Annotated in this window: 21 protein-coding genes; 13 read left to right on the top strand and 8 right to left on the bottom strand. The window is 34.4% G+C overall.

The genetic code is table 11. The features are described from left to right. Window positions 1-422: 422 nt before the first annotated feature. From MHH73_RS07245 to MHH73_RS07255, 3 genes are all read left to right on the top strand, one after another. Window positions 423-2,696, top strand: coding sequence for a HelD family protein (locus tag MHH73_RS07245; RefSeq protein WP_341065857.1), 2,274 nt, complete (start codon window positions 423-425; stop codon window positions 2,694-2,696). Then, complete coding sequence (locus tag MHH73_RS07250; RefSeq protein ID WP_341065860.1) at window positions 2,693-3,511, top strand: aldo/keto reductase; 819 nt, start codon at window positions 2,693-2,695, stop codon at window positions 3,509-3,511. The genes MHH73_RS07245 and MHH73_RS07250 overlap by 4 nt, the downstream gene beginning before the upstream one ends. A gap of 111 nt (window positions 3,512-3,622) precedes the next feature. After that, window positions 3,623-3,883 (top strand): GlsB/YeaQ/YmgE family stress response membrane protein, encoded by a 261-nt coding sequence (locus MHH73_RS07255; RefSeq protein WP_191814622.1) that lies wholly within the window; start codon window positions 3,623-3,625, stop codon window positions 3,881-3,883. 75 nt (window positions 3,884-3,958) lie between these two features. On the opposite strand, the gene MHH73_RS07260 is transcribed toward MHH73_RS07255, so the two are convergent. Continuing rightward, a complete protein-coding gene (locus tag MHH73_RS07260) occupies window positions 3,959-4,870 on the bottom strand; it encodes an RluA family pseudouridine synthase (protein WP_341065864.1) in 912 nt (303 codons plus the stop codon). A gap of 214 nt (window positions 4,871-5,084) precedes the next feature. Here MHH73_RS07260 and MHH73_RS07265 point away from each other — a divergent pair, with 214 nt between their 5' ends. Further along, window positions 5,085-5,456: a DUF5365 family protein gene (locus MHH73_RS07265; protein ID WP_341065867.1), complete on the top strand. Its 372-nt coding sequence runs from the start codon at window positions 5,085-5,087 to the stop codon at window positions 5,454-5,456. A gap of 77 nt (window positions 5,457-5,533) precedes the next feature. Here MHH73_RS07265 and MHH73_RS07270 read toward each other — a convergent pair whose 3' ends face one another. Next, window positions 5,534-6,007: a thioredoxin family protein gene (locus MHH73_RS07270; RefSeq protein ID WP_191814629.1), complete on the bottom strand. Its 474-nt coding sequence runs from the start codon at window positions 6,005-6,007 to the stop codon at window positions 5,534-5,536. Next, entirely contained in the window at window positions 6,004-6,450 is a 447-nt protein-coding gene (locus MHH73_RS07275) for a disulfide oxidoreductase (RefSeq protein WP_191814631.1), read from the bottom strand. The genes MHH73_RS07270 and MHH73_RS07275 overlap by 4 nt, the downstream gene beginning before the upstream one ends. 262 nt (window positions 6,451-6,712) lie before the next feature. Here MHH73_RS07275 and MHH73_RS07280 point away from each other — a divergent pair, with 262 nt between their 5' ends. The 4 genes from MHH73_RS07280 to MHH73_RS07295 all read left to right on the top strand — a co-directional run bounded on the left by MHH73_RS07280 (window position 6,713) and on the right by MHH73_RS07295 (window position 12,314). Beyond that, a complete protein-coding gene (locus MHH73_RS07280; protein WP_341065872.1) occupies window positions 6,713-8,257 on the top strand; it encodes a bifunctional GNAT family N-acetyltransferase/carbon-nitrogen hydrolase family protein in 1,545 nt (514 codons plus the stop codon). A gap of 229 nt (window positions 8,258-8,486) precedes the next feature. Beyond that, entirely contained in the window at window positions 8,487-10,232 is a 1,746-nt protein-coding gene (locus MHH73_RS07285; protein WP_341065874.1) for a phospho-sugar mutase, read from the top strand. A 312-nt stretch (window positions 10,233-10,544) separates the two neighbouring features. Further along, window positions 10,545-11,663: a GAF domain-containing sensor histidine kinase gene (locus tag MHH73_RS07290; RefSeq protein WP_341065875.1), complete on the top strand. Its 1,119-nt coding sequence runs from the start codon at window positions 10,545-10,547 to the stop codon at window positions 11,661-11,663. Between the two features lie 18 nt (window positions 11,664-11,681). Beyond that, on the top strand, window positions 11,682-12,314 hold the full coding sequence (locus tag MHH73_RS07295; RefSeq protein ID WP_341065877.1) for a response regulator transcription factor: 633 nt from the start codon (window positions 11,682-11,684) through the stop codon (window positions 12,312-12,314). Window positions 12,315-12,362: 48 nt separating this feature from the next. Here MHH73_RS07295 and MHH73_RS07300 read toward each other — a convergent pair whose 3' ends face one another. Beyond that, window positions 12,363-12,614, bottom strand: a complete 252-nt coding sequence (locus MHH73_RS07300) for a YhdB family protein (RefSeq protein ID WP_095369951.1) — start codon at window positions 12,612-12,614, stop codon at window positions 12,363-12,365. Window positions 12,615-12,811: 197 nt separating this feature from the next. Between MHH73_RS07300 and MHH73_RS07305 the strand changes: the two genes are divergently transcribed. Together MHH73_RS07305 and MHH73_RS07310 are read left to right on the top strand one after the other, a co-directional pair. Continuing rightward, a complete protein-coding gene (locus MHH73_RS07305) occupies window positions 12,812-13,156 on the top strand; it encodes a DUF3889 domain-containing protein (RefSeq protein ID WP_341065879.1) in 345 nt (114 codons plus the stop codon). A 200-nt stretch (window positions 13,157-13,356) separates the two neighbouring features. Continuing rightward, on the top strand, window positions 13,357-14,763 hold the full coding sequence (locus MHH73_RS07310) for a SpoVR family protein (protein ID WP_191814643.1): 1,407 nt from the start codon (window positions 13,357-13,359) through the stop codon (window positions 14,761-14,763). Window positions 14,764-14,875: 112 nt separating this feature from the next. Here the strand turns inward: MHH73_RS07310 and MHH73_RS07315 are convergent, their stop codons facing one another. Next, window positions 14,876-15,739, bottom strand: a complete 864-nt coding sequence (locus MHH73_RS07315; RefSeq protein ID WP_191814645.1) for a YitT family protein — start codon at window positions 15,737-15,739, stop codon at window positions 14,876-14,878. A gap of 200 nt (window positions 15,740-15,939) precedes the next feature. Between MHH73_RS07315 and MHH73_RS07320 the strand changes: the two genes are divergently transcribed. Beyond that, complete coding sequence (locus MHH73_RS07320) at window positions 15,940-16,857, top strand: cation diffusion facilitator family transporter (protein ID WP_341065882.1); 918 nt, start codon at window positions 15,940-15,942, stop codon at window positions 16,855-16,857. Here MHH73_RS07320 and MHH73_RS07325 read toward each other — a convergent pair. Next, window positions 16,854-17,165, bottom strand: coding sequence for an ArsR/SmtB family transcription factor (locus tag MHH73_RS07325; protein ID WP_191814649.1), 312 nt, complete (start codon window positions 17,163-17,165; stop codon window positions 16,854-16,856). The genes MHH73_RS07320 and MHH73_RS07325 overlap by 4 nt on opposite strands. A gap of 240 nt (window positions 17,166-17,405) precedes the next feature. Between MHH73_RS07325 and MHH73_RS07330 the strand changes: the two genes are divergently transcribed. Together MHH73_RS07330 and MHH73_RS07335 are read left to right on the top strand one after the other, a co-directional pair. Next, window positions 17,406-18,104, top strand: a complete 699-nt coding sequence (locus tag MHH73_RS07330) for a response regulator transcription factor (protein WP_341065885.1) — start codon at window positions 17,406-17,408, stop codon at window positions 18,102-18,104. Next, entirely contained in the window at window positions 18,076-19,500 is a 1,425-nt protein-coding gene (locus MHH73_RS07335; protein WP_341065888.1) for a HAMP domain-containing sensor histidine kinase, read from the top strand. Before MHH73_RS07330 ends, MHH73_RS07335 begins: the two co-directional genes overlap by 29 nt. 46 nt (window positions 19,501-19,546) lie before the next feature. Here MHH73_RS07335 and MHH73_RS07340 read toward each other — a convergent pair whose 3' ends face one another. Both MHH73_RS07340 and MHH73_RS07345 read right to left on the bottom strand, forming a co-directional pair. Then, window positions 19,547-20,905 carry a hemolysin family protein gene (locus MHH73_RS07340; protein ID WP_191814653.1) on the bottom strand — a complete coding sequence of 453 codons (1,359 nt, stop codon included), beginning with the start codon at window positions 20,903-20,905 and terminating at the stop codon, window positions 19,547-19,549. A 500-nt stretch (window positions 20,906-21,405) separates the two neighbouring features. Further along, window positions 21,406-21,954 carry a GNAT family N-acetyltransferase gene (locus MHH73_RS07345; protein ID WP_191814655.1) on the bottom strand — a complete coding sequence of 183 codons (549 nt, stop codon included), beginning with the start codon at window positions 21,952-21,954 and terminating at the stop codon, window positions 21,406-21,408. Window positions 21,955-22,069 lie beyond the last annotated feature (115 nt).

Consider the following 22,069-nt stretch of genomic DNA (forward strand, 5'->3'; position numbering starts at 1 on the left):
TCGGAAAATAAATCCTTCAAACGTTACTATTTTAAACGAAAATTTTTATTGTATAAAGCGAAATTTTCGGGTCTAGAAGAAAAGTGTCGAATTATGTATACTTGTAACCAAAATGTAATATTTCTTATTATTTGATTAAATGACCTTTACCCCTTGTTATTATTAACTTTATTAGAGTATAAATGGGGGAAAACATGCTTTTTCTTATGAATTTGGTGATTTCACCTTTACAAAAAATTAATAATATTTATCATTACTTTTACATTATTCCCAAACTAAATTATCATATTGGAATACCTTAAAAGAAATGTACATTTATTTGATTGTTATGCATTTTTCTGATAATATATATTTCTTCTCACTTACACAACGTCAGATTACTCTCCATCAGCGGCTAATTATTAAAATGGAGGTAAATGATTATGACAACGGTACATCAACACCCCGATTACAATGAAGAAAGCCAGCGTCTAGAATATACAAAGAGATATATGGAAGCAGTTATTAAAACGGCAGAAACATCGAAGGATAACTTTCAAGACAATATGAAAGCAGCCTTTCAAGACGTCGATTCCAGCTTAGGTTATTCATCCTTATTAACGAATGCTCGCTTTTTTGATATGTCAAAAGAAGAACTATCAAGTTTAAAAAAATCCCGTCTCAAACCTTATTTTGCAAGAATTAATTTTTCCAGAAATGATCAACCAATGGAAGAAGTCATCTATATTGGGAAAACATCTTTATATTCAAGAGAAAATCAGGATCAATTAATTGTCGATTGGCGATCACCAATAGCAAATCTTTATTATGAAGGCAGGCTAGGGGATGTTTCGTATGCCTCGAATGGAGAAAACTTCAACGGTGAGCTTTTATTAAAAAGACAATTTATGATGGAGCGAGGTTACCTGACTGAGATTCGGGATATTGATTTGACAACAAATGATCAATTGCTGCAAGAAACGCTAGCTGGAAGTGCAAGTAATCGCCTCACAGAAATTGTATCTACTATACAAGAAGAACAAAATAAAGTGATTAGAGCAGATTTGAATAAACCAATCATCGTTCAAGGCGGGGCGGGAAGTGGTAAAACGACGATTGCTCTACACCGAATTAGTTATTTTATCTTCCAATACAAAGAAAACTTTGAACCTGAGCAATTGATGATTATTGCCCCAAGTAATCTATTCCTTGATTACATTTCCGAAGCGCTGCCAGAGCTTGGCGTAGAAAATATTAAACAAAAAACGTATGAGGATTATGTGCTGGGAGCGTTACAAAAGGAAAATATAAAATTGAAAAAAGATGATAAGTTAATTCAATTGTTAGAGAATAATCATCAGAAGGAAACCGTTCATGCGCTTCAAATATCAAAATGGAAGGGATCTAAAATTTTCCAAACAATCCTAAATGAATATATGAAAGAAATCTTTCTAACTTTTCATCCGTCTACTGATTTTTATGTTGATAAGTATCGATTATATAAAAGTGAGCGATTTGTCAAATTATTAGAAGAAGATTTTTATTATTTACCTCTGTATAAGAGACTAAATAAGTTACGATCGATATTACAAAATGAAATAAAACATAAAAAGAAGCGGATGCTTGAGAAAATTGAAACGTTTTATGATGACAAAATTGAGCGAGCATTATATCAAGCGAAAGATCCTATCAAGAGAAAAAGGTATGTATCACAGGCCCTTGATAAAAAAGAAGCGAGATTACAAGAAATGAAAACGGCAATAAAGACATCGGTTGCTACATATATGAAGCAATTTCCAAAGAAGAATATTTGGACCTATTATAAAGATCTATTTCAAAACTCACAGCAATTAGTCAAACGCTCGCATAATCAGTTAACACAAGCAGAAGCAGATTATATAATTCGCTATCAACAAGACTTGTTTAAGAGGCGAACGTATGAAAGAGAAGATTTAGCTTTATTATTGTATTTGCAGGTTCATTTATTTGGGATTGAAAAAGAATGGAAAGTAAAAAACATAGTCATCGATGAGGCGCAAGATTATACGTTCATGGAACTTCTTTCTCTTAAGAAAGCAGCTGATACCGATATGTTTACATTAGTTGGAGACTTAGCTCAAGGTATTCACTCTTATAGAGGGCTTACATCTTGGGAAGACGTCAAGGCTGAAATTTTCCCTCGAGCTACTTATACCGAATTACAGAAAAGTTACCGAACTACTGTTGAAATTATGGAAGCAGCTAATCATTTATTAAAAAAACTGCCGTATACTTTTCCTAAAGTGGAGCCTGTTGTTAGACATGGAGAGCATCCGCAGTTTATTCAATCAAATGAAGGCAAGCACTATATAAATATCCTAGAGGCTAAATTACTTAAAGTAAAAGAAGAAGGATATAAAACTTTTGCATTAATTGGGAAAACGATGAACGATTGTATGAAGCTTTATCAACAATTTGAAAAACATGGTAATATGTCGGTTTATTTACTAGGTGAACATGGACAAATTCCTAAAGAATCAGTCGTCATTGTTCCGGCTTATTTAGCAAAAGGTTTAGAGTTTGACGTAGTATTTATCTTTTCAGTTGATGAGGTGTTTACCGCAAAAACTCCCTTGGAAATACAGTTGCTATATGTGGCAATGACTAGACCGCTTCATCGTTTATATTTTTATGGGAATAAAAAAACAGATTTTTTACTTGAGGAGGATGAAGGATGATAAAAATACCTAATGTAAAATTAGCGAATGGAATCTTGATGCCCCAATTTGGGTTAGGTGTATATAAAGTAGAAGAAGGGAAGGAAGTGGAAAATGTCGTATGGAATGCGATTCAACTAGGTTATCGCTTAATCGATACCGCAAGCTTCTATGATAATGAAGAAGGCGTAGGTAAAGCGATAGAACAAAGTGGCATACCTAGAGAAGAGCTGTTTATTACGACAAAAGTTTGGAATGATGATCATGGATATGAGGAGACCATTGCAGCCTTTAAGAAAAGTTTGAATAAATTACATTTATCTTATATTGATCTATATTTAATACATTGGCCCATACCAACTAAGTATAAAGATACGTGGCGAGCACTGGAATATTTGTATGAAGAAGGCTTAGTAAAGGCAATAGGCGTTAGTAATTTTCACGAACATCACTTAGCAGAAATAAAAAAAGACGCCAAAATAATGCCAATGGTAAACCAGGTTGAATTGCACCCGCAATTATCCCAACAACCACTTCGTGAGTATTGTAAGAGTAACGATATTCAAGTGGAGGCGTGGGCGCCTATTGCAAGAGGTAAACTTTCTGAGGAGCCACTTTTCGTTACTCTAAGTGAAAAATATAATAAATCAGTCTCGCAAATCATCTTACGTTGGCATATACAACATCAAGTGGTCGTTATACCTAAAACAACGAAATTAGAAAGGCTAGAGGAAAATCAAGCTATATTTGATTTTGCTCTGTCTGAAGAGGATATGAGCATGATTGACAAATATAATAAAAATAAACGAATGGGTAAAAATCCTGACGATTTGTAAGTGGCATTTCCATATTAGGAAAAAAGTGAATGAATGATTTTTTGAATGCTATCACAACCTAAGTGTACATCTAATGAAGATGGAATAGATGTAATGAAGGAGTGAAGAGCATTGTTTAGCTTTTTATGGTCTTTAATTATTGGTGGTCTTATCGGCTGGGTTGCGAGTTTAATCGCAGGCAGAGATATTCCAGGAGGAGTTATAGGCAATATTATTGCTGGCTTTATCGGAGCTTGGTTAGGGTCTCTTATTTTAGGGGATTGGGGACCAGTAATCGCAGATTTTGCCATAATTCCAGCAATCATTGGTGCGATTGTACTTGCCTTTGTCGTAAGTTTCATCATGAGATCCATGAGGAAAACGACAGATTAAAAAAGTCAAAACGAACAGATTCAGGAACTCGAATTTGTTCGTTTTTTTATTTTTAAAGTTTTTCCTAATTGACTTTTATGGAGATATTGAACGGAAGTCTGCTGGTGCCGGGCAAGTAATCTCCTGCTTTTCTTTTGTGAAGGGGTGCTGCCATTCAAGTTTATATGCATGTAATGCTTGTCTAGTTAGAAGATGATTCCCACCATATAATTGATCCCCAACGAGTGGATGTCCGATATGACTTAAATGGACACGAATTTGATGGGTTCTGCCCGTATCAAGTTGACAAGTGATGAGTGAAATATTTCTTTTGCTGTCGTAAGCTTGGACGTCATAAGTCGTTTTAGCATACTGACCTGTAGTTGAGACTCTTCGCTTATTAGAATGATGGCGATCCTTACCAATGGGAAATTCAATACTATCATGTTTATTTTTTAATTGTCCATGGACGAGAGCCATATACGTGCGCTTGATTGATCTTTGTGCAAGTTCTGTATCAAGGATAGCGCCTGCTAAAGAATGTTTGGCAAACAATACTAAGCCAGATGTATCCTTATCTAAACGGTGAATATGGCGGATGTAAGTAGATTCACCCTGCGTTTGCATATAAAATTTGGCTGCATTTAAAAGGGTGTTTTTTTGAACTAAGTTGTGTGGGTGTGTTTCCATCCCAGCAGGTTTGTTAAAAATGATTAAATGATCATCCTCGTACTTAACATCTACATCTTTAAAGAAACCATCATTCTCCAGTGTCTCCACTTGATGATCAGCCAAAAGTTTGAATTGTAACCGATCTCCTTGTATTAGTGGCTTTTCCCATACAATAGGGTGGTTATTCTTTTTTACGCAGTGTTCCATGCGCATTTGATGGGTAAGCTTTTTAGGGGCGCCCCAAATCTCTCTAAACAATTGCATAGCAGATTGACCCGCCCATTTCTTTGGAATGGTTAATTCAAACCATTCTCCTTTTTTACTTACTGTTACCATTATTTACTTCCTTCCATTTAAGCATATCAGCTAGTGTTCATTCATATAGATGAAAAGTGTATTTTATCAAGGATTATTCATCCTCTCTTTTAGAAAACAACAGTTGCATCAATAGTATATAAAATCATGGTGATAATTACCACCAAGAGGCAAAAGTAGTTTATGCTATTCTATTGGTAATCATGAAGTATTAGTGAACAAAGGTGGGTTACTTGTGAAAGTAGTTTTTGCGGCAACAACAGAACAAGAGGAGCAAATTGAAGCATTGGTGGATAAAATGTTACATCATGTGTTACCTCATTATTTTTCAGAGAAAGAATTACAGACATTTGGTGATATGAATATTTTAAAGCCGACAGAGAAGTGTATGGATACTTTGGGAGATGCTTACTCGGTAATGGCTAGTTTACAAACTTTAATGCATCTGCTTGAAAATGAAGGGCTGAAGAAAGAGCATTGTGAGTTATTTAATAGAAATACTGAGATTTTAAATCGATTTGATATCTCTTTCCCATTTTCCTTTCAGCATTTCCTTCCTGAACAAACAAAAGAGTCAATGAATGTCGATCAAACATACTTACAGTAAGAATCAATTTAAAAGCGTGTAATGAACAAAAAACGACCAAATACATGATCATTTTGGTCGTTTTTCTTTTATTCTTTTTATTCTGTTACGTTTTCCTCAAACCAATCTTGAAATACAGCTTCTTCTTGGTATCCCGTAATACGAGCAACTTCTTTTCCATCTTCATAATGCACAATAGTTGGTGTTTCAGAAATGCCAAAGTCATTCCAACCTTGATCGAATTCTAGTAAGTTGTATTGTAATAAGTCAACGCCCATGTCATCGGATAAAGGAGCAACAATTGGAGTTGTTCTTTGGCAGTGAGGGCATGTTGGACTAAAAAAGTATACAGTAGCTTCGCCGCTTTCATTTAATTGATTGTCTAAATCCTCCGGTAGCACAATGTTGCTATAATTAGGATCATCTAACTGATCAATCGTTTCTTGCTCTAGATCAGTTGTTCCATAAGGGTTGTCCCCTGATACTTTTTGGTCGTTCTGCATTTTTGTTAACAGTGCAACTCCTCCAAAAAGGATAATAATGACTGCTAAGAATATGATGATTTTTTTCATTTCGTTGTCTCCCCCTTCGTTCTTTTCCATATCATGACACTACAAATAAAAATAATAATAAATGCTACCAATGCTAGAAATGGAATGGTAATAAAGCCAAACCAGTTAATATATTGTCCCGTACAAGGAACTCTGCCACATGCTGGAGCGGTTTCAGTTAAAAAAGAAAGCTTTTGAATCCCGTAATGGTAAATAGAGATGAGTCCTCCAATTCCAGATAAAATCATCGTATAAAAGCTGATTCGAAAGTCTTTTTTAACTACTGCTATGCCTAAAATGACAATGAGAGGATACATAAGAATTCTTTGGTACCAGCATAATTCACATGGTTCATACTGTCTAATCTCCGAAAAATATAAACTGCCGAACACTGCAACGACTGAGGCAGCCCATGCTGTAAACAGTATACTTTCCCTCGCATCCTTCTTTTCTGTTGGTTTCATAACGTTCTCCCTTTTTTCATATTTATAGGCGAAATGAAAAATATGTATACTAACGTATTTTAACAAATTATACGTCTCTTTATCGTAAAAATAAACGATGCTTAAAAAAATTCTATAAAAAGTCATAAAATGCACACAAAATAAGCATAGTTATGTGTTGACAAATGAATCTATAGGAAGGCCTTAGACTAAGGTTAGAAATAGGAGAATAGGGGTATAAGATTAACAAACGTTTGTTTCAATGAAAATAAGGGGAGTATTTATGAGAAAATTAGATTTAAGTAAATTTGAGAAAAAAATGATTATTAGAAATATGAAAGACGAAGATATCGATAAAATTATCGCGCTTCAAGAGGTATGTTTTCCTGGAATGGATCCATGGAAGAGAGATCATCTTGAAAGTCATTTAAATATATTTCCAGAAGGGCAGTTTGTGGCAGAATATGATGGTGAAATCATTGGCTCCTGTTCTAGTTTAATTATTAATTTTGATGAATATGATGATCGCCATACTTGGGCTGATGTGACAGATGATGGTTATATTACTAATCATAATGATGATGGCTACAATTTGTATGGAATTGAAGTAATGGTTCATCCTGAATATCGTAGAATGAAGATTGGGCATCGTCTTTATGAGCAAAGAAAGGAGCTAGCTCGGGAGTTAAACCTGAAGAGTATTATTATTGGGGGGCGAATCCCGAATTATCATAAGCATGCAAAAGAGATGAGTCCGAGAGAATATGTCAATGAAGTATCACTTCATAAAATATATGACCCTGTTTTATCCTTTCAATTATTAAATGGTTTTACACTGATGAGGATAAATCCGAATTACTTACCAGATGATAGGCAATCCAATAAATACGCAACATTAATGGAATGGAATAATGTTGATTATAAATCGACGACGAAAAGATTTTATAAAACAAGTTATCCAGTTAGAATTTGTGTCGTACAATATATGATGCGCCAAATTCAGTCATTCGAAGACTTCGCTAGTCAAGTTGAGTATTTTACAGATGTTGCGTCAGATGCAGAAGCGGACTTTGCGGTTTTTCCAGAGATATTTACGACGCAATTAATGTCATTTTTGGACGAGAAAGTACCGAGTCTTGCCATAAGAAAGCTTACTGAGTATACAGAAGAATATATACAATTATTTACTGATTTAGCAGTTAGATATAACATAAATATTATTGGAGGATCTCATTTTGTAAAAGAAGATGAGGATAAAATTTATAATATAGCCTATTTGTTTAGACGTGACGGTACAATTGAAAAGCAATATAAGCTCCATATTACTCCTAATGAAAGAAAATGGTGGGGGATATCGCCAGGCGACTCTGTCCGCGTCTTTGATACAGATTGCGGAAAAATAGCGATTCAAATATGTTATGATATTGAATTCCCAGAATTAGCCCGAATAGCAACTGATATGGGGGCAAAAATTATATTCGTTCCTTTTTGTACCGAAGACAGAGAAGGGTATTTACGGGTTCGATACTGTGCACAAGCTCGTGCAATAGAAAATCAAATTTATACGGCAATATCCGGCACAGTCGGGAATTTACCACAAGCAGAAAATATGGATATACAATATGCACAATCAGCAATATTTTCACCTTCAGATTTCGAGTTTCCTAAGGATGGGATTGTGGGAGAAACGAATGCAAATATCGAAATGGTGCAAATTGGAGATGTAGATTTAGAGGTATTAAGAAGGAAAAGACAAGACGGAACGGTAAGGCATTTAAAAGATAGAAGGCATGATATTTACCAAATTCAATATCGTCTTCATAAATAAATCTATGGACAGTATCCTTTTCACGAACAAATTTATTTGTTCGTGTTCTTTTTGGGAGGATTATTCATTGGGGCTCTTGTGAATATCCATCTAATGAAATGGAAATTGCATTAATTTATTGAAAATTTTATAAAAATCAACTATTTTTAATAAGAGAGAATAGCTTACAAAATGGATTAATTTAGTCGATAATGGAATGAGGTATTTAACTAGGGGGGAAATAAATACGATGGATTGGAAAAGCAATGTCGATAGATGGAATACATATTCACAATTGACGACTGAAATGAAAGAAGAATTAATTCAATTAAATGACAATGAAAACCATCTAGAAGATGCGTTTTATAAAAACCTCGAGTTCGGAACTGGTGGGATGAGAGGCGAGATTGGTGTAGGCACAAATAGAATGAATATATATACCGTTAGAAAAGCCTCTTACGGTTTAGCCAAATACATAATTGAAAAAGGACAGGAAGCAAAAGTAAGAGGTGTTGTGATTGCTTATGATTCAAGACATATGTCACCAGAATTTGCTTTAGAAGCGGCAAAAACGCTTGCTTCAAATGATATTCAAACATATATTTTTGATGAGCTAAGACCCACACCGGAGCTTTCGTTTGCTGTAAGATATTTGCATGCATATGCTGGTATTGTTATTACGGCTAGTCATAATCCAAGAGAATACAATGGCTTCAAAGTATATGGACCAGACGGAGCACAATTGATTCCAGAGGATGCTGATACGGTTATTGCAAAAGTAAATGAAATTGAAAACGAGTTACTTATTGAAGTAGAAGAAGAATCAATCTTAAGAGAAAGAGAACTGATTGTTACAATTGGCTCAGCTATTGATCAGGCTTATGTTCAAAAGTTGCAGACAATTTCAGAAGACCGTTCGATAGGTGAAAGAACGGATCTTACTATCGTATTTTCTCCACTACATGGCACAGGCAATAAGCCGGTTAGAGAAGGTCTTGCAAGCTTGAATTATAAGCATGTTCATATTGTAGAGGAACAAGAAAAACCTGATGGCGATTTTCCAACAGTAGAGAGCCCTAATCCGGAAGAAAGGTCTGCATTTACGTTAGCTATAAAAAAAGGCAAAGAGGTAGATGCGGATTTACTTATTGCTACAGACCCTGATGCTGACAGACTAGGTATTGCAGTTAAAAATGATAAGAATGAATATGAGCTTCTGACAGGCAATCAGACAGGTGCTTTAATCCTTTACTATATGCTATCACAAAAGAAGGATAAAGATAGCATTCCGGCAAATGGAATTGTACTGAAAACAATTGTTACTTCAGAACTTGGAAGTGAAATTGCCGCTTCGTTTGGTTTAACAACAATAGATGTACTCACAGGTTTCAAATTTATTGCTGAGAGAATTAAAGAATATGAAACAACAGGTGAGTATAAATTCCTTTTTGGTTATGAAGAAAGCTATGGTTATTTGATTGGTGATTTTGCTAGAGATAAAGATGCTGTTCAAGCCGCATTATTAATTGCTGAAGCCGCAGCTTTTTATAAAGAAAAGGGCCAAACACTATATGATGTATTAATGATGATTTATGAAAAGTATGGCTATTTTCGCGAAGGGTTAAAGTCGATCACTTTAAAAGGCCAATCAGGTACAAAAACAATTGCAAACATACTTTCCAAGTTTAGAAATACATCTTCAATGGATATAGAAGGTCTTAGTCATATCGCGACAGAAGATTATTTAACAAGTATTCGCACGGATAGTAATCGTAATTTTTCGGATATCCATCTTCCGAAATCTAATGTATTAAAATATTTCTTCGCAGATGGTACTTGGATTTGTTTGCGCCCATCAGGAACGGAACCAAAAATTAAATTTTACTTTGGTGTGAAAAGCGAATCATTAAGCTTGAGTCAAGAAAAGCTTGACCATGTTCAAATGGAATTAATGAAGAAAGTGGATCAATTGATGCAAGAGGAATTAAAAAACTAAATGAAAGCAAAAAATTCGAACATCATTCCAATCTATGTAAAGGATGCGAATGATGTTCGGCTTTTTTTTAATTAAGTAAGGTAGCCAAAATCATCCTTTGAACCGCGTAAAGTAGATTTGCATGCAGATCAGAAGAAAAACGTGTTTGAGCGCTTCGCGAAAGGATCACTGAATATTCACAAATTTATAGTTGGAAACAGTAATCGAACAGGCTTGATACATAAGACTTTAGACTGAGATATATTCATTGTTGCGAATGAAGATTATTGCATCAATACTCATTATAATCATTATAAAGAGAGGGTTTAGCGAATGGTGGATCAACAAATTCGTGAAGCAGTAATACTTAAGGAAATTGCGGAATTACTTAATGAAGGAAGCGAAATGAGAGAAACATTGTCTGCTGTATTAGAAAGATTGTTACAAGTAACCCGATTAAAAACAGGGTGGCTTTTTTTAATCAAGAATAATGAACCTACTCTAATCGCATATCATCATTTGCCCCAAGCATTAACAAGGAATCAGCTAGCTCCTATGTGTACGAAAGAATGCTGGTGTGTCAACCGTTACAATAACGGAGAATTAAATCGTGCGAGTAATATTATTAATTGTAAAAGAATTGAAGATGCAAAGAAGGATGGACATGCAGATATTGAAGGATTAACACATCATGCAACAGTTCCCCTCCGCTTTGGTGAAGAAATGTTTGGCATTTTAAATGTAGGAGCTCCGAATAAAATTCACTTTTCGGAAAAGGAACTTTCTTTATTAGAATCTGTTGCTTTTCAGATAGGATCGACATTGAAAAGAATGGCATTAACTGAGAGAGAGCGAGAAATGGCCCTTATTGAGGAAAGAAATCGCCTGGCTCAGGAATTGCATGACTCTGTCAATCAGTTGTTATTTTCGGTGAGTTTAACGGCTCGAGGTGGAAGAGAATTAACAAAATCTAAAACAGTTCAAGAAACATTTACTTATATACAAGAACTATCCCAACAAGCACTTCATGAAATGCGCGATCTAATTTGGCAGTTACAACCAAAAAGTTTAGAAAACGGGTTGCTTTCATCATTAAAGGAATACAGTGAAATGCTTGGTCTTCAGTTATATTGTCATGTTAATACATTAACAAATATTTCTGGACAAACAGAAGAAACTTTATGGAGGATAGCCCAAGAGGCGATGATGAATTGTAAGAAGCATTCTGGTCAGGATAAGATTGAAATTGCAATTGATTTTAACCAGGAGAAACAGAAAGTACAGATGATTATCACTGATCAAGGTGTTGGGTTTAATTACAGTCCATCAGTAATCTTACCTTCTCATGGATTGAGGAATATGCGTCAACGAGCTGAAAGGCAGAACGGTACAATGGAAATATTCACTAGTGAAGGGAATGGGACGAAAATCATTATAGATCTGTTCAATTAGGAGAGGAGGGACTAACGGGTGAATGTATTAATTATTGACGATCATCATGTTGTAAGAAAAGGGCTCATCTTTTTTTTGAAAACCCAAAAGAATATTCATATCGTTGGCGAGGGTAGTACTGGAGAGGAAGCAATAAGATTAACAGAACAATACATGCCCGATCTTATTTTAATGGATCTTGATATGCCTGATATGAATGGGGTTGAAGCAACCAAAGTAATTAGGAAGAAATTTCCCCAAGTAAAAATACTCATACTAACAAGTTTCTCAGATCGAAGCCATAGTCTCTCTGCAATAGCAGCAGGTGCATCAGGTTATCAACTGAAGGATGTAGAACCAGATGAGCTCGTAAAATCAATGAACGGAATAATGGATGGGGAAAATTATATTCATCCTAAAGCGACAACGCATTTAATGTCAAAGTTCTCTCATGAAAATGATGGCATACATTTATGGCATGAACTTACAAAAAGAGAAAAAGAAGTATTATCGGAAATGGGAAAAGGTAAATCCAATAAAGAAATAGCGGCCGATTTATTTATAACAGAGAAAACGGTAAAAACACATGTCTCACATATTTTGTCAAAGTTAGACGTCGATGACCGCACACAAGCGGCAATTTTTGCAGTGAAAAATAACTTTGTCAATTAAAAGAAGAGCACTACGATAGATAGTGCTCTTACATTATTTGGTGGAATTCTACATAAAATAGGGTGAAGCTGTTTTCATTTCTTCTTCCGATAATTGATTGGCGTGATCAATATAACGAAGAAGTGTATATAGATGCTGCTCGATTATCGTGTAATCTTTTTCAAAATTGTACGCATGAAGAAAATGCTCTATTTTTTTCGCTAAAAATTGATCACTTGTTCTAACCATAAGAATGAGTAAATTATCCCATTCGGAACGGTGAGTATAATATAGCGCGCGGTCATAATCCACTTTATTCATTATCATTCTCCTCCCTTGGGAGTTAAGAATAGTTTGAGCTATAATGAATTATTTTTTCAAGCAAAAATTTGGTCAACCTGTTATTTAACGTTTTTCAAGTTTTACCTGTATAAAATTAAATTCTTTTATTTATACATAATCAAGTTACAATTTGAAAAAGCTACAAGTAGTGATTTTAGATAAACGGGGGTTTATTAATGAAAAAGCTACTTTTATTGTTACTTACTGCAGTATGTTTGAATTACATTCAGGCACCAGTATTTGCCGACGTACATACACATGGAGAGCATAAAGAAAAAGTCGATTATAAAAAATACGGAAGAATCGCAACAGCGGTTGTGAAGGAAGATTACCCGGAAGAAGAAGTGGTTGATTATCAGTACGCTGGAAGACGTATGATTTCAGAAAATGAAGTCATTGATACTTTTATATTTCAAGTAAAAGAGGATGGAAAAGATTTGACTGTGCTTGTTAAAGTAACTCATCGACTAGACGATAGTAAATATTTAAATTTAACTGTTGAAGAGCAGGAGCGAAAGTGAAAAGAATGTAGTAGACGCCTAGCGACTTCTTTAGAAAAAAATAATTATTTCACAAAGGATGCTCATTTTAAGGGCATCCTTTGTTTGTCTAAATGAAGATTATTGGATCACTAAAAGTCTTGTTTGAATGACTGAAGTGTACTCATCATTCTCTTTTTTCTATCATAGATTATGTTAAAGGTGAAGATAGGAGTGAGAGAATGCTTGGTAGTGAACACAAATCGTTAGAATATGCAATAGACGAAATCACAGAAATCGCCACAGGTTTTGGTCTGGATTTTTATCCAATGAGATATGAGGTTTGTCCAGCAGAGATCATTTATACTTTTGGTGCTTATGGAATGCCAACAAGATTTTCACACTGGAGTTTTGGAAAGCAGTTTTTTAAGATGAAACTACATTATGACCTCGGTTTGTCAAAAATATATGAATTGGTGATTAACTCTGATCCATGTTATGCTTTTTTATTGAATTCCAACTCTTTAATTCAAAACAAATTAATTGTCGCACATGTTCTTGCTCACTGTGACTTTTTCAAAAATAATGTTCGATTCCAAAATACGAAGAGAGATATGGTTGAAAGCATGTCCGCTACGGCAGAACGGATTAGAAAATATGAAATTGACTATGGCAAAAAAGAAGTAGAGACATTTTTAGATGCCATTTTAGCTATTGAAGAACATATAGATCCTTCTCTCATGCGTCCGAAATTTATTTGGGATGATAATGAGGAAGAAGAGAGTTCGTCTTTTCCTGTTGAAACACCTTATGACGATTTATGGGGACTTGATCAAAAAGAAGTGAAACAAAAAAAGAAGAAAATGAAAAAGTTTCCACCTAAACCAGAAAAAGATATTCTTTTATTTATTGAACAATATAGCCGTGAATTGACTGATTGGCAGAGAGATATCTTAACAATGATGCGAGAAGAGATGCTCTACTTTTGGCCACAACTTGAGACAAAAATTATGAACGAAGGCTGGGCCTCTTTTTGGCATCAACGAATTTTAAGGGAGATGGATCTCACTTCTGGGGAAGCTTTGGAATTTGCGAAATTAAATGCGGGTGTGGTGCAACCATCAAAAACAAGTATCAATCCATATTACCTCGGCTTGAAGATTTTTGAGGATATTGAGGAGCGATATAATCATCCGACGGAAGAAATGATTCAGAGAGGAATAGAGGTTGGCTCTGGAAGGGAAAAAATGTTTGAAGTACGCGAAATTGAATCTGATATCTCATTTATCCGGAATTACTTAACAAAGGATTTAGTGATGAGAGAGGATATGTATTTATTTCAAAAGCAAGGAAAAGATTATAAAGTTGTCGATAAAGGCTGGGAAAATGTTCGTGATCAGCTAGTAAATATGAGAGTAAATGGAGGATTTCCTTATCTGACGGTAAATGATGGGGATTATATGAAAAATGGTGAGTTGTATTTAAAGCATTGGTTTGAAGGGATTGAGCTTGATTTGAAATATTTAGAAAAAGTCCTTCCTTATGTACATCAGTTATGGGGAAGAGCGGTTCATTTGGAAACAATTGTAGAAGAGAAAGAAATGGTTTTTACTTATGATGGAAAGACGCTTCATAGAAAATATCTATAAAGGTGATCATTGAAAAATTCAGTAATCGTGACAAATACGAACAGTTCTGATTTGAATCGATTCTGTTCGTATTTTTTTATGCAAATAGATGAATGGTATTATTTTTTTTAAATTAATGAAGAGCCGATTTAAATTTACTGCCTCGTGCTTCTTGTGTGTCCATAATAGTTGTAAAAGCAAGGGGATCAATTTCGGCAATGATTGTTTTAAGTTTCGATAACTCTAATCGCGTCACAACAACGTAGATAATTTCTTTATCTGAATTAATATATCCACCTTTGCCGTTCAACTTCGTGACACTTCTTCCTAGCTTTGTAATAATACAATCAGCCATCTCCTTATAATTGTCAGAAACGATGAGCACAGCTTTCGTATCTCCTTCAAATCCTTGTACAACCATATCAATCGTTTTAGAAGCAATATAGTAAGTGATAATTGAATACATGGCTTGTTCCCATCCTAAGACGAACCCTGCCCAGACAAAAACGAAAATATTAAAGAACATGATAAATTCCCCTATAGAAAAGGGGATTTTTTTTGTGAGAAGAATAGCCATAATATCGGTCCCATCTAACGCACCACCATATTTAATGACTAGGCCCACTCCAGCTCCTAGAATGACACCTCCGAATACTGTTGCCAGTAATGGGGTAGATGTAAAAGGAGTCGTATGATGGAATAGTGATTCGACTGCTGCTAAAGAGATAATACCTATTAAGGACGCAAGAAAAAAACTTTTTCCTAATAGCTTATAGCCAGCAATTAAAAAAGGAATATTAAAACAAATAATTAATACACCGAAATGGACGGTAGTTAAATGGTTAACAATTAAAGAAATACCAATAATTCCGCCATCTATAATCAGATTAGGTATAAGAAATAATTCAATTGATAAAGCAGCAAGTACAGCACCAACGATAATCATTATAAACTTATAGATAAGAAATGCTTTACTTTTGAAGAGTGCTTTTATCATGAAAAAATCCTACTTTCTGTTGAAGAAGCTTTGTTCTTTTGATTTTGGTGATGTTTTATATCATTTTTGTAAACAATACCATATTTTAGGCTACAAACAAACTTTTCATTCGGTTTTATACAAAAACATTTGAACAATTTCGTTAAGTTTGTCATAATGTAATATATGAACATATATTCATATATGAGGGGTGAAATATAATGAGTCATCATCATTCACATTCACATTCACATACGCATCATTCGTCTAACAATCAAAATGTTTTATTACTGACCTTCTGTTTAATTTTTGGATTCATGCTTATTGAGTTTATTGGTGGACTGTGGACGAATAGTTTAGCACTTTTATCGGATGCAGGCCATATGTTAAGTGATGCAGCCGCTTTAGGGTTAAGTTATATCGCCATCAAGGTAGCTAAAAGGGAATCAACAAACAAAAAAACATTTGGATTTAAAAGGTTTGAAATTTTAGCGGCGGCAATCAATGGGATAACTTTAATAGTCATTGCTATACTGATCATGATTGAAAGCGTGAAAAGGTTTATCTCACCGCCCGAAGTAGCAAGCTTAGGAATGTTAACAATCGCTACAATTGGTTTTCTTGTTAATATAGTAGCAGCTGTTATCTTAATGAAAGGTGACAAAGATGAAAACCTCAATGTGAAAAGTGCGTTTCTTCATGTAATTGGAGACTTACTTGGCTCAGTAGGAGCGATTATAGCAGGATTACTGATTTACTTTTTTGGCTGGGGCATTGCTGACCCTATAGCAAGTTTAATTGTTGCTATTCTGATTATAAATAGTGGATATAGAGTGACAAAAGAAGCCTTTCATGTATTGATGGAAGGGGCACCTGATGGGATACAAATTGAGCAAATTAAAGCTTCCATCAAAACACTTAATAAAGTAAACGATGTCCATGATATCCATCTCTGGACCATCACTTCAGGGTTCCCTGCTTTTAGTTGCCATATAGTCTTAAATGATGACGGGCATCATGACACTGTACTTAAAGAAACAAAAGAATTACTATCTCATCAATTTGGAATCAATCATAGTACGATTCAAGTTGAAGCCAGAAGCAGTGGTTGTCTAAACCTTGAGGATGTATGTAATTAAGAATGGCGAGTGTGTTCTATTGTTTGTTTTAATAAATGCATAACATGCTCATCATCGTGACTATAATATAAAGTAGTTCCTTCCCGTCGGAATTTAACTAGTCGCAAGTTTTTAAGAAACCTTAATTGATGGGAGACAGTTGATTGTAATAGAGAGAGCTTATCGGCAATCTCATTAACCGAGTGTTCTTCGTGAAAAAGTAAATGTAAGATTCTCAGCCTTGTCGGATCAGATAAGGCTTTAAAAGTTTGTGTGACTAAAAAAAGAGTTTCTTCGTCTAATTCGTTGTATGCTGGTTTGTCATTCATTATTTTATTCACCTTCCTATTTATCCTAAGTATACCTTTGTTAAAATTGAAAATAAATATCGAAGTCATCTTTCAATTACTTTTAGTGAGGACGCAATGTGACTTTCATATTTTTAACACCGTTTTGACACATAAATGAGATATAATTCTTTTATTAAAATAAAATATGTCTATTCATTCGAATAAAATAAGGTCTTTAAAATAAACTTAGATTACCTGTTTAAAGGATGGTGTTTATACATGAATTTATTAGTAGTTGAAGATAATGAAAGTGTTTGTACAATGCTTGAAATGTTTTTCATGAAAGAAGGATATAGAGGAACCTTTGTCCACGATGGACAATCAGGGTTTGAGGCGTTTAATAAAGGAGACTGGGATTTAATCATACTCGATTGGATGCTCCCGGCTATGGACGGTGTAACATTATGCAGAAAAATTCGTGATATTAGCAGTGTTCCTATTATTATGTTAACAGCGAAAGACAGTGAATCTGATCAAGTACTTGGGCTTGAGATGGGTGCTGATGATTATGTGACGAAACCATTTAGCCCTTTAACATTAATGGCAAGGATTAAAGCAGTAACAAGGAGATTTCAATCAGATACAACAGAGAAGGATCATCTTTTTACGACAAGTCATTTTTTTAAAATTAGTAAAGAAGCAAGAGAAGTATATTTTAAAGATGAACTGCTTTCAAACTTAACACCTAAGGAGTTCGATTTACTGTATTACTTTATTACACATCCGAAACAAGTATTTTCAAGGGAACAATTACTTGATAAAGTATGGGGATACCAATTTTATGGAGATGAAAGAACAGTTGATGTTCATATTAAACGTTTAAGGAAAAAGATAGGCAGTGCAGACCAACCATTTATCCATACTGTGTGGGGTGTAGGTTATAAATTTGATGAGTCGACAGATGCTCATGAGAAATAAGTATTTTCTTAAACTGCTATCGAGTCATGTTCTTATTTTAATATTGGCGTTTCTTTTAATGGGATTGATTTTTTCACAATTTGTAAGAAGTTATATTTTTGAAAATAAAGTGGAAGAATTAAATGAATATGGCCAGCAAATTCTAGAAGATGTATCCATTCATGAAGAAAGTCCTCAAACATTTTTAAACAAGTATAGTAAGCTGCTTGAAGCAAGAAATATTCAATATATTTTATTCGATAGTAATGCAGATATTATCTACCCCAATGTTTCTATGGACCCTAGTATACGGCTTTCCCAAAAAGAGTGGGACAAGTTATCAAAGGGTGAGTCTGTAACGATTCTTCATGATATTAAACGGTTTGATCAGGAAGTATCATTAGTAGCTTTACCATCAATGGAAGGTGAAAACATTACGGGTGGAATTTTATTACTTTCGCCGATAAGTACTTCTTTAAAAATGATTGGACAACTTAATCAATATTTATTATATACGATTGCTATCGCTGCAACTGCAGCAATCTTTTTAAGTTTAATCTTCTCCCGTAACTTATCAACAAGAGTGAGGGCATTTAGAAAAGCAACATCAATGATTTCATCAGGTGATTATAATGTACATGTGCCAGATGATTCAAAGGATGATTTAGGCTATTTAGCAAGGGACTTTAATGAGATGGTTGTGCAATTGAAAAAATCTCATGAGGAAATTGAAAGGCTAGAAAATCGCAGACAAAAATTTCTTGCTGATGTCTCACATGAACTAAGGACACCCTTAACGACAATTAGTGGATTAGCGGAAGGCATTAAAAATCAATTGATTCCTGAAGGGGAAGTTGATAAAGGGATGAATTTAATTGACCGCGAAGCTAAAAGGCTGATTAGGTTAGTAAATGAAAACTTAGACTACGAGAAGATTCGTTCAAATCAATTGGAATTACATATGATTGATATTCAAGCAATTGAGGTATTTGAGGTCGTCAGTGAGCAACTTTTAATGCAAGCAGATGAAAAAAACAACCAAATTTATATTGAAGCAGCAGATGATATCTTTATTCATGCCGACTATGACCGATTGGTCCAAATTCTTATTAATATTGTTAAAAATAGTATTCAATTTACAGAAAACGGATGGATATCCATGCGCGCCTTTGAGAATGAGCATGACATCTGTATTGAAATTGAGGATAATGGAATGGGGATAGACCCAAAAGAAGTTGATTGGATTTGGGAAAGATTTTATAAGGCGGATAGTTCAAGAACGAACAGTTATTTTGGTGAATTTGGGATTGGTTTGTCAATCGTAAAACAATTAGTCTCTTTACACAATGGTAAAATAGATGTTCAAAGTGAACCAAATAATGGAACCATTTTCCGCTTGTTTTTTCCTAAAAAATGAAGGAGGAAATAAAATAATCGCGCTGAATTTCAGCGCGGTTTTTATTTCACATTTGTACTTGTGATTCCGTAGACAAAGGAATTTGGGAAGGAGCTATTTCTTCAATAACTGGTTTTTTGAATGCTTCCACTAATTTGATATGGTGATCTTCCATTTCTACAATAGTAAACACAAAGTTCTCCTGTTCAATAAAATCGCCTTCTTTGGCTTCGAAGTTTTCAGTTAACAACCAACCACCTATCGTGTCAACGTCTTCATCATTGATGGAAATATTTAAGATGTCATTAATTTGACTAACTAATACTTTTCCTTCTAAGATATAATGATTTTCTTTCACTTTTTGAACACTCGGTACTTCGTCTACATCAAACTCGTCTCTAATATCACCGACAATTTCTTCGATTATATCTTCAACTGTCACCAATCCTGAAGTCCCGCCATATTCATCCATCAATATAGCCATATGAATACGTTCTTTTTGCATTTTTAACAACAAATCATGAATCGGTGTCGAATCGATTACACGAATGATAGGACGAATATAAGATGATATTGATTTTATTGTTGTCTGAGACTTAGAAGAAATTAGGTCCGTTAAAATTTCTTTCATGTTGATCATACCGATGATATGGTCTTTGTCACCGTCAATTATTGGATAGCGTGTGAACTTCTCATTCTTCGCGATAGGCAAAAATTCCTCTAGAGAATCATCTTTAGAAATCGAAATAATCTCTGTGCGTGGAACCATAATTTCTTTCGCAATACGGTCATCAAAATCAAAAATTTTGTTCACATATTTATATTCAGATTGGTTAATTTCCCCACTTTCATAACTTTCTGAAAAGATGATTCTTAATTCTTCTTCAGAGTGAGCCATTTCATGTTCAGAAGCAGGTTTTAACCCAATCAATTTTGTTAACAATCTGGCGGATCCGTTTAGTACCCAGATAAATGGGAACATGATACGATAGAACCAAATTAAGGGCTTGGCTACCATTAATGTGACCGCTTCGGCTTTCTGAATAGCAATTGTTTTCGGCGCAAGCTCTCCAACGACAACATGTAAAAATGTAACGATCGTAAAGGCGAATACAATAATCAAAATATGAGATAATGAGGCAGGTATTTGAAACAACTGGAATAACGGTAAGAGAAGATTTTCAAATGTTGTTTCACCAAGCCAACCGAGAGCTAATGCCGTAATTGTAATTCCTAATTGACAGGCAGACAAATACTCATCTAAATGAGTAGTTACTTTTTTTACTGAAATGGCTCTCTTGCTACCTTCTTCGATTAATTGATCCACTTTTGAGCTACGTACCTTCACAATAGCAAATTCTGAAACGACAAAGAATGCCGTTAAGCCAATTAAAATGGCAACAATAACCAAGTTTAATATGTCCAAATAAATTCCCTAAACCCAATAAAGGGTAGGGTGTCACCTCCTGAGAATTGAAAAATAGATGAGCTCCTATTACAAGCAAACGAAGCAATCAATGAGTTAAGTATTCTATTTGATGTATACTTAAATATTCCTATTTCAAATTTAGAGGTATAGGTTTTTTGTTTTTAATTTTAAAAAAAGATGGAATTGCTTCGATGATCTTGTAAACTATTGTAGTTCTTTTTCATAGAAAGTTCATCACAATATATAGAAGAAACTTCATATACGCCTATTTCCTGCAATAACTCAATTTTCACTAATCCACCGATGCGATAGAATATCCCATTTTACCACCTCAGTTTGAATATTTTAAATAATTATACTTCAATAAAATATAACCCGTCAAAGGGAAACTTCGTAATTAAAACTATTTTATTCAAAAATTCTGTAAATATGAAGGGCGAAAAAACGAATTTCTGTTCCATCTGGGTTTTATTAAGGGTATAATATTTATACATCTTTTACCAATTGTGATCTGTACTTAACAGAGAATAAAGAACAAGGTCATGAAAATGGTTATTAATGTACTCGTTGTCTCTGAGAATACCTTCTTGAGTAAAACCTAATCTTTCTGGTACTTTACGGCTTTTTTCGTTTTGTACGGCACATTTTATTTCTAGGCGATGAAGATGTAAAAGAGAAAATGTATAGTTAATGAGGTGATTAGCTGATTTCGTAATAAGACCTTTCCCTTGATGTGTTTGATCCAATAAATAACCAATGCTTGCTTGCTTATTTTGCCAGTCTATCGTATGAAGACTAATGGAACCGATTAATTTTTGATTTATAAATATACCTAAGAATATCCCGTTCTGTGTATGATATTGTTGGAGCCATGAGGAGATCATTGTACTTGTTTTTTCGATACTATTTGTGAATTGCACCCATGGCAACCACTCAGCTAAATAGGCGCGATTTTTTTCAATTAATAAATAAAAATCCTGCGAATGATTAGGCTCTAATAAGTGAAGTGTATGAGAGGAATCGATATTCATTTTCCACTTCGACAAAAAGCTCACCCCTTCGACATAAATAAGTAAAAAATAACCAATTTTATAGGTATAAAGTTCTGTTTTTCGTCATGGATGGACAAAATGTTTTGCAGAAATACACTTGTATATATTA

The sequence above is a fragment of the Cytobacillus sp. FSL K6-0265 genome (genome assembly GCF_038003465.1).
GTDB lineage: Bacteria > Bacillota > Bacilli > Bacillales > Cytobacillaceae > Cytobacillus > Cytobacillus stercorigallinarum.